At 41.8% G+C, this 12,859-nt stretch carries 9 protein-coding genes; 1 reads left to right on the forward strand and 8 read right to left on the reverse strand.

All coding sequences use genetic code 11. From position 1 onward, the window contains the following. Positions 1–19: 19 nt before the first annotated feature. From gltB to AAAT26_RS06625, 5 genes are all read right to left on the reverse strand, one after another. Positions 20–4,600: a glutamate synthase large subunit gene (gltB, locus tag AAAT26_RS06605; protein ID WP_349209015.1), complete on the reverse strand. Its 4,581-nt coding sequence runs from the start codon at positions 4,598–4,600 to the stop codon at positions 20–22. A 318-nt stretch (positions 4,601–4,918) separates the two neighbouring features. Further along, the gene (locus AAAT26_RS06610) at positions 4,919–5,785 is read right to left on the reverse strand and encodes an RluA family pseudouridine synthase (RefSeq protein WP_101928525.1); all 867 of its coding nucleotides are present in this window, start codon (positions 5,783–5,785) and stop codon (positions 4,919–4,921) included. 1 nt (position 5,786) lies between these two features. Continuing rightward, positions 5,787–6,980, reverse strand: a complete 1,194-nt coding sequence (locus AAAT26_RS06615) for a GNAT family N-acetyltransferase (RefSeq protein ID WP_278471950.1) — start codon at positions 6,978–6,980, stop codon at positions 5,787–5,789. Between the two features lie 252 nt (positions 6,981–7,232). Further along, positions 7,233–8,168 (reverse strand): DUF2156 domain-containing protein, encoded by a 936-nt coding sequence (locus tag AAAT26_RS06620; RefSeq protein WP_331711869.1) that lies wholly within the window; start codon positions 8,166–8,168, stop codon positions 7,233–7,235. A gap of 101 nt (positions 8,169–8,269) precedes the next feature. Next, positions 8,270–9,385 carry an efflux RND transporter periplasmic adaptor subunit gene (locus AAAT26_RS06625; protein ID WP_287501456.1) on the reverse strand — a complete coding sequence of 372 codons (1,116 nt, stop codon included), beginning with the start codon at positions 9,383–9,385 and terminating at the stop codon, positions 8,270–8,272. A 111-nt stretch (positions 9,386–9,496) separates the two neighbouring features. Between AAAT26_RS06625 and AAAT26_RS06630 the strand changes: the two genes are divergently transcribed. Continuing rightward, entirely contained in the window at positions 9,497–10,348 is an 852-nt protein-coding gene (locus AAAT26_RS06630) for an aldo/keto reductase (protein ID WP_123138141.1), read from the forward strand. A gap of 55 nt (positions 10,349–10,403) precedes the next feature. On the opposite strand, the gene AAAT26_RS06635 is transcribed toward AAAT26_RS06630, so the two are convergent. The 3 genes from AAAT26_RS06635 to AAAT26_RS06645 all read right to left on the reverse strand — a co-directional run bounded on the left by AAAT26_RS06635 (position 10,404) and on the right by AAAT26_RS06645 (position 12,667). Next, positions 10,404–10,742, reverse strand: coding sequence for a branched-chain amino acid transporter permease (locus AAAT26_RS06635; protein ID WP_038125671.1), 339 nt, complete (start codon positions 10,740–10,742; stop codon positions 10,404–10,406). After that, positions 10,735–11,400, reverse strand: a complete 666-nt coding sequence (locus AAAT26_RS06640) for an AzlC family ABC transporter permease (protein WP_008714808.1) — start codon at positions 11,398–11,400, stop codon at positions 10,735–10,737. The genes AAAT26_RS06635 and AAAT26_RS06640 overlap by 8 nt, the downstream gene beginning before the upstream one ends. A gap of 100 nt (positions 11,401–11,500) precedes the next feature. Continuing rightward, positions 11,501–12,667, reverse strand: a complete 1,167-nt coding sequence (locus AAAT26_RS06645; protein ID WP_004694893.1) for an iron-containing alcohol dehydrogenase — start codon at positions 12,665–12,667, stop codon at positions 11,501–11,503. Positions 12,668–12,859: the final 192 nt, after the last annotated feature.

The raw sequence follows: 12,859 nt of genomic DNA on the forward strand, positions 1-12,859 counted from the left end.
TTAACTAAGAAGAAATATATTATGCATATTTTTCTTTAAATGCAGCTAATTGAGCTTCCTCTAAGGACAAGCCTTGTTCTTTAAAGCGTTCAATAGCAGCTTGCATTTCCTCGTATGCTACAGGTACAACCTTTGTAAATCTGTTTACAAAGTTATTCCAGTTTTCTAAAAGGTGACGGCCTTTAGCGGAGTTAGTATGCAATACATGTTGTTCTACTAGTTCTTTAATGCGTTTAAGGTCATCATTATTGGCAGGACGTAGTTCTACGAGACCTGGATTTACATAGCGTTCATCGCAATCGAGGATGTACGCATAGCCACCGGACATACCTGCTCCGAAGTTACGGCCGATGTTACCGAGTACGAGCACTTCGCCACCGGTCATATATTCACAACCATGGTCGCCGACACCTTCCACAACAGCCGTGATACCACTGTTACGAACGGCAAAACGTTCACCAGCTACACCGTTGATGTAGGATGTACCAGAGGTTGCACCATAGAAGGCGACATTACCAATTAGGATGTTTTCGTCCGCTTCAAAGATAGATTTCTTAGGTGGGTACACCGTTATAGTACCGCCGGACAAGCCTTTACCGAGGTAATCATTTGCATCCCCTTCGAGTTCTAAGGTCATGCCTTTAGGGATGAAAGCACCAAAGGATTGACCCGCAGAGCCTTCAAAGTTCAACTTGATTGTGTTATCTGGCAAACCGCTTTCACCATAACGACGAGTCACCTCAGAACCAACCAAGGTACCTACAACACGATTGATGTTAGTGATAGCCAATTTAGCGCGAATCGGTTTTTGGTCCTCAATAGCAGGACGGCACATACGCAAGAGCTTGGACATATCCAAGGTGCGTTCTAACTCGTGATCTTGGTCAACCATGTGCATATGCCCTACAGAGGCGTCGATGTACGGACGGAACAATATACGTTTAAGGTCAACGCGAGACAACTTGAAGTTATCGTCTTGCGATTTTTGACGTATAAGATCGATACGCCCAACGAGTTCAGCTACGGAGCGAATACCTAGACGAGCCATGATTTCACGCAATTCACGTGCGATGAAAATCATCAAGTTTTCAACATATTCAGGCTTACCTGTGAAACGAGCACGCAATTTTTCATCTTGTGTAGCTACACCATAAGGGCATGTATTAAGATTACATACACGAGCCATTTTACAGCCTACCGCAACGAGTGGCAATGTGCCAAAGCCAAATAACTCAGCACCGAGCATAGCGGCTACAGCCACATCGAAACCAGTCATCAATTTAGAGTCTACTTCTAATTGAACACGGTCACGCAATCTATTGAGCATCAATGTTTGATGAGTTTCAGACAAACCTAATTCCCAAGGCACACCAGCGTGTTTAACAGATGTACGACCTGCCGCACCAGTACCACCATCGTATCCGGAAATCAAGATATTATCCGCTTTCGCTTTCGCAACACCAGCAGCAATCGTGCCAACGCCTGCTTCAGATGTCAATTTAACGGAAATACGCGCATCTTTGTTGACGCATTTCAAATCGTAAATCAACTCAGCCAAGTCTTCGATGGAGTAAATATCGTGATGTGGTGGTGGAGATACGAGCTCAACGCCAGGAGTGGAGTGACGAGCTTTCGCGATTTCAGGATATACCTTTTTGCCTGGTAATTGACCACCTTCACCTGGTTTTGCGCCTTGAGCACATTTAATTTGCAACTCTTTTGCATTGATCAAATAATTCGCTGTTACCCCGAAACGACCAGATGCAATCTGTTTTACTTCGGAGTTCATGCTATCGCCGTTTGGCAATGGTTTAAAACGCTCTACATCTTCGCCGCCTTCACCAGAGTTGGATGTGGAGCCAAGACGATTCATAGCGATAGCAATGGCTTCATGTGCTTCTTTACTGATGGCACCGTAACTCATAGCTCCCGCTTTAAAGCGTTTTACGATAGACTCTTCCGGTTCAACCTCTTCGATAGGAATACCACCGCCTACAGGATAGTTCAATTCCATCAAAGAACGCAATGTAACATGGTAATCGTTGCGAATCGCTTTGGAGTATTCTTTATATTTTGCATAATCCTTTTCGATAAGGGATGCTTGTAACAGGTCGATAGTCTTAGGATTGAATAGATGCTCTTCCCCATCTTTTACTGGACCATACCAACCGCCTGGTTCGAGTACTGTTTCATCGGATTTGAAAGCCCGTTCAAAACGAGCTAATGCTTCATGTGCTACACCACCAAGACCAATGCCGCCAATACGTGTTGGTGTATTTACGAAGAACTTGTTAATAAAGTTAGTATTCAAGCCCAACGCTTCAAAGATTTGTGCACCGTGGTAGGAACGAACTGTAGAAATACCCATTTTGGACATGACCTTCATAATACCACCTACAGCGGCCTTGATGTAGTTCTTTTCTGCCTGTTCTGGCGTAATATCGCCAAGACGTTTACGAGCTTGTAAATCGCGTACAGTTTCAAGCGCCAAGTATGGGTTGATAGCTGTTACACCATAACCGATTAATGTACAGAAGTGATGAACTTCGCGTGGTTCACCAGATTCAAGGATGAGGCCAATTTCTGTACGCAACACTTTGTTAATCAAGTGATTGTGAACAGCAGCTACAGCCAACAACGCTGGAATTGGTGCATGATTTTCATCGACACCGCGGTCGGATAAGATCAACACATTTTGATCTGTACGAGCTGCTTCTTCTGCCTTTTCGCATAAATCATTTAGCGCATCGCGCAAGCCTTCAGCACCCTTAGTAGGATCGAAGAGAATTGGCAAGGTTACGGATTTCATGCGACGACAATCAAGAGCTTTGATGGACGCCAACTCTTGGTTCGTAAGGATTGGTGTGCGCATAGACAGCGCATAGGTTCCTGCTTTGTTAGGCTCTGTTAGATTACCAGAGTTACCAAGCATAACCCGTGTAGATGTAACCATCTCCTCACGGATAGAGTCGATAGGAGGATTTGTTACTTGCGCAAACATTTGCTTGAAGTAGCTATATAGCAATTGTGGTTTATCGGACAAGATAGCTAAAGGTGCATCGGCACCCATAGCACCTACAGGGTCTTTACCATCTTTTGCCATAGGCACGATCATGCGCACAAGGTCTTCTTGGGTATAACCAAAAGCTTGTTGTTCTTTAAATAAATCATCTACTTTTGGAATTGTACTTTCATCGGCTTGCGTAATTTCAGACAAATGAATAACGTGTTCCTTTACCCATTCATTGTATGGTAATTCAGTAGCGACGCGATGTTTGATTTCTTCATCGGAGATGATACGTTGCTCCTCTGTATCGATGAGCAGCATTTTACCTGGTTCTAAACGGCCTTTAGCGCGTATGTTTTCAGCATTTTCGTTTACAACGCCAACCTCGGAAGCCATAATAACGCGGTCATCTGTTGTCACATAGTAACGAGCAGGACGTAAACCGTTGCGGTCAAGGACACCGCCGATAACTGTACCATCCGTAAATCCCATAGCCGCAGGACCATCCCATGGTTCCATCATAAAGCTATTGAACTCATAGAAATCATGTTTTTCTTGGCTCATGAGATTATTGCGTTCCCAAGGTTCAGGAATCATCATCATAATCGCATGAGGCAAGGAACGGCCTGTCATGTGCAAGAATTCCAATGTGTTATCAAACATAGCCGAGTCAGAACCGCTATCATCTACTACGGGGAATACCTTTTTGATATCTGGGAACAATGGAGATTCCGCTTTACCTTCACGAGCGTTGATCCAGTTTACATTACCGCGAATGGTGTTGATTTCACCATTATGAACTAAGAAACGGTTAGGATGTGCCCTAGCCCAGCTTGGAAATGTATTCGTACTGAAACGAGAGTGCACCATTGCCAACGCAGATGTAAAGTCAAGGTCGCTCAAATCAAGGTAGAAGTCTCGCAATTGACCAGGTGTTAACATACCTTTATATACGATTGTTTTAGAAGACAAAGATGCGATATAAAAATCGCTAGATAATTCCTTGCTTAATGGAATGATGCGTTTTTCCGCCAGTTTACGGATGATATATAATTTACGTTCAAATTCCTTATTGTTAGTTACATCGGGACCTTTGCCGATAAGGATTTGAATCATCCAAGGTCGAATCGCAGCTGCCTCTTTACCGACCTTTGTACCATCAACCGGTACTTCACGCCAGCCGAGGACAACTTGCCCCTCTTCGCGTACGACCTCTTCGAGAATTCGTTTTTGCTCGTTACGGAGACTTTCATATTTATGAGCAAAGACCATACCTACGCCATATTCGCCAGCTGCAGGCAGTTGAATACCAAGCACTTCGCACTCACGCTTGAAGAACTCGTGCGGAATTTGTACCAAAATACCGGCACCATCCCCTGTGTCCTTATCGGCACCGGCACCACCACGATGTTCAAGGCGCTCCAAAATGCGCAAACCATCGTCGATAATATCATGAGATTTCTTCCCCTTAATATTAACAACGAAGCCCATGCCACACGCATCCTTTTCAAATTGGCTGCTGTACATGCCATTGGCTTCGAGTCTAGCTTGATCTAGACGTTGTTGCTCTATTGTGCTTTGCTTCATATCCATAACGTGCACTCCTTCATATCACTTGATTATTCCAAGCACTGCGGCATCGTTCCGTTCGGTCTTGGTAAAAGTATAACTAACAAACTATTTCTCTATAAAATTATCAATTTAACATTCTATAGAATTTTATGTCTATACACAGTATACTCCTGTCCACTGTGAATTGAAAATATAAAAAAAACATAGTCTATGCTTTTCATGCATAGACTATGAGTTTTTATCACTATTGTTTTTTGTATACAAGGATACAGGGATAATAAGCATCTCGTCCGATAGATGCGATAGGCATATTATTTAGAACAGAAAAATCAACGGTTATTATTCTCGACCAAAATTATCCCCTACTTCACAAGTAATCGTGATAGCTTCGTCCTTACCATACGGCACGAAGGTTAGCTCCGATGCATGTAAACATTGGCGTGTATAAGGCTTATTGCGCGTACCATACATAGCATCACCTACGATAGGATGACCAATGTGTTCCATGTGTACGCGAATTTGATGAGTTCTACCAGTCAATAACTTAAAACGTAACAGAGTATTGTCTCCCTCATGATTAAGAACAATATATTCTGTTTGAGCAGGCTGCCCAAATTCATCGATAACGCGGCGATTATCAAATACTGGATCGACCCCGATAGGCGCATCTACCATACCATCCGCATCAATACGCCCTTCTACAAGGCCTGTATAAATGCGGTCGATACGACCTGCTTGTAGCTCATCCGTATAGTATTGTTGTGCTTCTTTTGTTTTACCAAAGAGAATGCACCCCGATGTATCTCGGTCGAGGCGGTGCACAGGTCGAACCTTATGAACTACGTTTTTCTTCGCATAATACCCTGCCACATAGTTACTCAATGTACAAGACTTCGTTTGCCCTGCAGGATGAACGAGCATAAAGGGATCCTTATTTACAACTAACGTATGCGCATCTTCATAGAGAACTGTAATCGGTCCCTTTTCTACATCAACCCCATAATCCTTATCTTGTGGTAACTCCAAGGTTAATACATCACCCTTTTTAAGTGCTCGCTGCGAATGAGCCACACGGCTATTAACTTTTACCCGTTTCTTGCGAAATACCATTTGGATATCCCGAGAGGATAGGGAAAATCGTTCCTTTACATATTTAGAAACCGTCAACTCTGTCGGTTCTTTCACCGTATACGTTTTCCAGCTCATATTACCACCATTCGTTAATATATGTTTTTTGTTCAGGATAGAGAATATCGAAATAGTCTAACCATTCTTCACTTACTGAAAGTTTCCCTTCAAAAACAAGGTCTCGAGCCGTAAGAGTGCCCATTAATAACTGGCTTAATGCACCGACCTCAACGGTAATATCCGCTTCACCATCAAATGTATCAGAAATCTTTTTAACGGATGGAGTTAATGCACCGCCATATTCCACTTCATAACGGCCTTCGTTCCAGCTGCAAAGCCCATCTTTTACTGCAAAGGTCATTGTTATAGGCATCATCAATGCCTCTGGATTTACAGGAATCGCTTCAAAAGCAGCTTTTACATCTACAATACGACTCATCATATACGGCATCGTAGCGTGACCAGTTCTACCATCAGGATAAAAGCGATAGTATGTATCATGAAGACCTTCATTCCAACGAATAGAAGTGCCTTGAGAACGGTGATTATAGAAGTAGTTCAATAATGCACGTTGTGCACGGCGTGTCGTGTAAACCAATTCAGAAACAGGAATTTCAGGCTGACCTAAACGATACACTGCATAGCCTTCGATGACGTTATCATCGTTGCGCACTACAGTAATGTTTACGCCTTCTGCAAAGAAGCTGCCTAATAATCGTTTCCATTCCTTTTCACCGCGCTCTGCGTAGCCGGAAAGACGAGCCGTATAGGTTTTATATACTGGATCTAACAAAGTCCATTGATCTACGCTATTTAGCAAGCCAAAGCTCAACGTTTTATCTGTCATAGGGCGCAAGTCGTCTAGCGACATGGTGTTCACCCATTGATGAGCATAAAGTTCCCAACCATATTGTTGATAGAATGCCGCCTTGGATGGCATCAAAATCGTCATAGCTTGGCCGCGTTTACGAAGCTCTTCTAGTGCAGAGGTCAATAATGCACCGCCTACACCACCACGGCGAGCCGCAGGATGTGTTGCTACGCCTACCATATAACTCGTAGGTAATACAGCACCGCGAACGTTAAGATTGTATTGACGCAAATGAACAGTGCTCAACAATTGGCCCTGTTCTAGGCCGACCATTGTATTTTCTGGTTCATAGCAATTTGTAAAATAATATTGGAAGAATGGATCTTCCTTTGGTTCAAAGCAGTACGCCCATAGATTCTCCACATGAGGCGTATCTTGAGCCGTCGCAATTCTAAATTCCATATTTATATCCTCGTTATATCATAAGAGCCATTATCTATCTGTCGTTTCACAGCGTATAATATCTAATCTAAGCACATCGCATCGTCATATCGCCATATCGCCATATCGCCATATCGCCATATCGCCATATCGCCATATCGCCATATCGCCATATCGTCATGATGATACAATAGTTACATTCAAATAGATAGGCTAACAATTCTATTATAACAAAATGAGCTATGGAGCACATCGGCTTCATAGCTCAAATTTTTATTTACCGCCTGTCGCATTATCAGCTTCGTTAGCATATACTGCGTCATATTTTTCAGCAAAATGATCTGGGTTATAAGATTCTTTTGCTTGACGAAGGCCAGGCAAACCCATATCTTCTTCGCGGTTGATAAATTCTACTTCGCTAAATTCATGACGAATGAATTCATTATTGATAGCTTGATACAAACCACGAATATCTGGATTTGCTTTTTCAATGTGAATCAAAGCAATTCTGTCATTGAGAAGCTCACCGATACTAAAGGCTTCGACACGGCCGAATAGTTTAATAGCACCGCCCTTAAGTCCCAACACATCCCAGTTATCAAATAACAAATTGATGGCTATCAATTCATCTTCGATACCTTCTTCATGATGCGTTTCTACCCAAGATGCTGCCGTTTCACGACATAATGGAATAATATCATCTGTAATCGGCACATATTCATAGTTAGAATATTGCATGCGGAATTGGTTTAAATGGTTTTTCTTTTGACGGAATTTCTTACCAGACAAGTTGATAAGATCTTCGGACTTGTAAATGTATTCGTAGTTATCGCGGTCAGGTGTAAATGCATAGCGACCAGGACATAGGTCTTCCATGCGTTCTTTTACATCTTTGCTAACGCCTTTAAATCGGAACGGCAATTTATTTTCTACGAACCATTCTTTAGCACGCAACAAACCATCAAGGAACTTTGCATCTTTACCAGCAAATGGAGGCAAAAGGAATGGCTCACGCTTGCCACCACCTTGGATGTACAATACGCCATTTTCTTCAGCCCAGCGAATACCGTACGGATCTTGCCACATAAACAATGTAGTAAAGCAATTATCGGATGCTTCATAATGATGTTGTTCAAAATATTTGTCGATTAATGGTTTATCTCTCAATTCAAAACGTTTAAATTCTAAAATAATAATCCCTCCTATCAGATTCCTCTTTTGAGGTTACTTTCACAATCTGTGAAAGTTTTGATTCCATCACATTTAAACATAATCCTAACAATCTAGTACTAAAATCTTAGGTCTCATAATTACAATTTTACAGATTCACCTAACACAAAGGTGCCATCCGTCGTAATAACCTTATCACCTTCGTTTAAGCCAGAAATAATGGCTACGTCATCGCCTTCAGTGATGCCTACCTCAACAACACGTACATCAACTGTATTATTCTCAGTCAATACATATACATATTTCCCATCTTGATTTTCCCGAACCGCCTTAGTTGGAACGGTCAGCATCTTGGCTTTCACATTAGATTCAATAACGAGTGTATAGAATTCACCAGCCTTGATTAGGCCTTTCTCATTATTGAAAGTGGCTTTCACAAGAACACTTGGCACATTTTCAGGTTGAGTAATATCTACGTAAGTCAATTCACCTGGTAATTCTTGGTCACCTACCTTGAGAAGTACCTTCATGCCATTCTTCGCTTCAGGTGTACCTAATTTCATAGCCGCATCACGAGGAATGCTGAGGGATGCAACCATCGGCGTAGATTGCTGAATCATCATAAATGGACGGTCTGCAATCGCCATTTGACGGTCTTCGTTATAGATAGATGTTACAGTACCTGCTATAGGAGCCACGATTGTAGATGCCGCCATCTGAGCCGATACTTGTGCGATTTGTGCCTCAATGGCTGCCGTATTGATGCCTCCGCCACCACCGGTTGTAACTGTTGTAGTTTGTGGTTGAGATCGTTCCAAAATACGATCATATTCTTTTTGTGTGATTATGCCCGCTTCACGCATGCGTTGAGCCTGTTCCAGTTGAGTACTGTCTATAGATGCTGCAGTCGTAGTCGTCACAGCTGTGGCATATGATTGTGATTGGGCTTGCGCTAATTGTCCTTGCAAGGATGCTAGCTGTTGTTGTAAAGCCGATGTATCTACAGTTGCCACAGTTTGACCTTGCTGTACTTGATCGCCTACTTTCACGGCATACACGACCTGCCCCGTCAAGGTCGGCGTTATCGTCGCCTTATTAAGGGCCGTTACATTGGCATCATTATGAATCTGCAACGGCATATCCTTGTACGTTACCTCTGCGACGGATACGGTTTTCGTACCACATCCCGCAATAGCGAGTGTCATAATCATAACGCCAAGGATAGCAATTACAGAGCAAAAACGATTTATTTGCATTCTGTCACTTCCTATCATATTGATTTTTATCAATACCTTAGTATATCATAAAATCAGTTAGAATTGTATGAAAGCTAATTCCTTTAATTTATGAATATAACGGAGGTTCTCATGGAAGAACGGATGGACTTTAGGATTTTAAATAATGGTAGCTTTATTCCCTCCATCGGTTATGGTACCTATAAAACAGGTACCGAAGGAGAGACTGAACAAGCTGTTTCCAATGCACTTAGCGTAGGCTATCGTTTACTCGATACGGCCGCCTATTATGGCAATGAAGAAGCCGTGGCTAAAGGAATCAGAGCATCTGGTATTAAACGAACAGATATAATCATCACTACTAAAATTTGGCACACTGATGCGGGCTACGATAATACGATGCGTGCTGTTGAAAGCTCCTTAAAGAAATTAAATACCAACTATATTGACATCATGCTGGTGCATCAACCACTGGGTGATTACTACGGTTCTTGGCGCGCCATGGAAGAATTATACGATCAAAATGTACTTCGTGGGTTAGGCCTATCTAACTTCTACGAGGATCGCCTCATTGACTTGTTGTACCACTGCAATGTAAAGCCGGTGGTCAACCAAATCGAATGCCACCCGTTCAACCAACGTCAATCACTCTTACAATTGATGAGAAAGCATCAAGTTGTAGGCATGGCATGGTCTCCATTTACCCGTGACCGCCAACCGATTTTTGACCATCCAATCATCAAAAGCTTGGCGGAAAAATACGGTGTTTCAAAACATCAAATCATCTTGCGTTGGCACATCCAACAAGGCATCATTCCATTGCCAAAGGCAAATAACGTGAGCCATATGGAAGCTAACTTCGATGTATTCGATTTCAAACTCACCAACATCGATATGGACGTTATGGAACTACTAGACCAACAAGACTTCTTGGAAGACCATCATACTGCGCCAGGTCTTGAAAGACTTTTACAACTAAAATAAAACATAAAACCACGTATATCTAACCTTTCATAGGAATAGATATACGTGGTTTATTTTATCTTGTTACATTAAATATGGCTTGTACAAGAATCATATACGCTACAGTTCCTGCCCCAATAGACATGAACATATTTCGCTTCCACATATGAAGCCCCACTGTAACTAAGAATGCAATTAATTCAGGAAGTCCGTAAGGATATATTAGAACTACAATATCTTTAAAAGTGTACACAACAAGCAGACCCATAATCGCTGCAGGTAGAGCCTTACCTAAGTACAATACAAAGTCTGGCGCCTTTTTACCGGGAGGGAAAATGAGAAAAGCCGCAAATCGTGTGAGCAATGTACCTGCTACTACAATAGCAACAGTAATGACCATTTCTAAACTAGTCAAGGCGTACACCTCCCCACTTATACGCTATATAACATACTACGAGCATACACCCCATAGAAGCAAGCATAAATAAGGATTTTCCCGTTAATAGAAGCATTGCTAGGGCTACAACGGCTCCAACAGCACCTAAGCCTCGAATATTATTACTTTTAGCATTAAATAACATTTCAAGGAATATAACAATAAATAAGCCAGGTAATACAAAACCAATACCTCGCAAATCTACAGATGCTAATAAATCGCCGAACAATCCCCCTACAAGAGTACTCACAACCCAGAAGATATAATTAAGCCACGATACATGGAAGTAGAACCATTTTTCATCTACATCATCGGGTAACTTCGTAGATACATTAATTGCAAAACTTTCATCACACATCCACGCAACTGTAGGAAACCACTTCCATCCCATATGCACATATCGCTGTAGTGCAGATAGACCATAGAAGAAATGACGCCCATTGACAAACAAGGTCAACATAAAAGTATTCACTGGATCAAAGCCTGCCATTAACAGCCCAATAGTTACGAACTCCATGGAGCCTGCAAATATGGTACTAGCTAAAACAGGAGCGGTCCACCAAGGAAACCCTTGACTGGTAGCATACAAACCAAAGCCTACTCCAAGAAAGAGGAAACTAAGCCCCATGGGAATCATAATAGGAAGTGCAAAAGAAAATGCACTTCTATTTTTTATTTTATTTATAGGGAGCGCCTCCTTTCCATATCATACAAGTTTACACTGTTAATCCCCTTAATTATAAGGCACGCATTAAAATCTCGCGAGCTACTTCTGGTGTTACATCACCATTTTCACCAAGTTGTGTCATGCCATGGTCCTCTAATTGTTTCACAATTTTATCAACTGCTTCTTCACCAAGACCATAGTCTTTCAAATGCGTAGATACGCCAAGGGACTCGAAGAATTCACGAGTTTTAGCGATGGCCTTGTCCGCTTTTTCTTCGTTTGTACCTTCTGTAATATGCCATACCCGTGTAGCATATTGTGCCAATTTTTCAAGTTTGTCTGCTTTTTTCACTTCTAACAATGCAGGTAATACGATAGCCAATGTAATACCATGGTCAAGATGGTACGCCGCAGTTAACTCATGGCCAATCAGATGAGTTGCCCAGTCTTGTGGCACGCCGGCACCAATTAAACCATTTAATGCCAATGTAGAGGCCCACACGTGGTTAGCACGAATATCGTAGTTTTCTGGATTTTCTACTGTTTCTTTGCCGATTTCAATCATAGTTTTTAAAATACCTTCGCTGAAACGATCTTGAATACGACCTTCTACAGGGTATGTTAAATACTGCTCTGTGGTATGCACAAAGGTATCGATAACGCCATTCTTAACTTGTCTTTCAGGCAAGGTGAAAGTCAATGTTGGATCAAGCATGGAGAACTTAGGGAATACTAAGCTACTGAATACAGGGTATTTACCGTCACCATAAGTAATAACTGCACCATTGTTCATTTCGGAACCAGTTGCAGGTAGTGTCATAACTGTGCCAAATGGTAATGGATTTGGTACCATGTCTACCGGAACCTCTGGCACACCAACTTTCATTACCTCAATAACGGGACCATCATAGGTAGCACCCATAACGATAAGTTTTGTAGCATCTACTACAGAACCGCCGCCTACAGCGAGAACGAAATCTACGCCATGTTCTTTAATGAAAGCTACCGCACGTTCACAAGTTTCAAGAGATGGGTTTGGCTCAATACCACCAAACTGCTCAACCTTGCGGTTACCAAGAGCTTTCACAATGCGATCAATAAGACCACTGTGCACAGCGGAGCCACCACCATAAGTAATGAGCACCTTTGCATCCTTTGGTACCAATGTATCTAATTCATCTAAACGGTCTTTACCAAATACGATATGTGTAGGGTTATAAAAATCAAAATTATACATACATCCTCCATTAATCCGACATATAGATATATGAATCCATATTAGAATTATACAAAAATATTTAAAATATAAATTTACTACCTAGCGATCACACATTCAATATAACACATTAATCAATATATTATATTGAATTGTATTATAAATGAGCTAGAATTTCACCATAGTTTTAATCTATAGCTAACTGATATGCTT

It is taken from the genome of Veillonella parvula (assembly GCF_040094895.1).
GTDB lineage: Bacteria > Bacillota > Negativicutes > Veillonellales > Veillonellaceae > Veillonella > Veillonella parvula_L.

Bases quoted from the DNA above. Each gene is read 5' to 3' on its own strand.
- AAAT26_RS06640 (WP_008714808.1), bottom strand. From the start codon at position 11,400: ATGATTCCCATGGGGCTTAGTTTCCTCTTTCTTGGAGTAGGCTTTGGT.
- AAAT26_RS06630 (WP_123138141.1), top strand. From the start codon at position 9,497: ATGGAAGAACGGATGGACTTTAGGATTTTAAATAATGGTAGCTTTATT.
- AAAT26_RS06615 (WP_278471950.1), bottom strand. From the start codon at position 6,980: ATGGAATTTAGAATTGCGACGGCTCAAGATACGCCTCATGTGGAGAAT.
- AAAT26_RS06645 (WP_004694893.1), bottom strand. From the start codon at position 12,667: ATGTATAATTTTGATTTTTATAACCCTACACATATCGTATTTGGTAAA.
- gltB (WP_349209015.1), bottom strand. From the start codon at position 4,600: ATGGATATGAAGCAAAGCACAATAGAGCAACAACGTCTAGATCAAGCT.
- AAAT26_RS06610 (WP_101928525.1), bottom strand. From the start codon at position 5,785: ATGAGCTGGAAAACGTATACGGTGAAAGAACCGACAGAGTTGACGGTT.
- AAAT26_RS06625 (WP_287501456.1), bottom strand. From the start codon at position 9,385: ATGCAAATAAATCGTTTTTGCTCTGTAATTGCTATCCTTGGCGTTATG.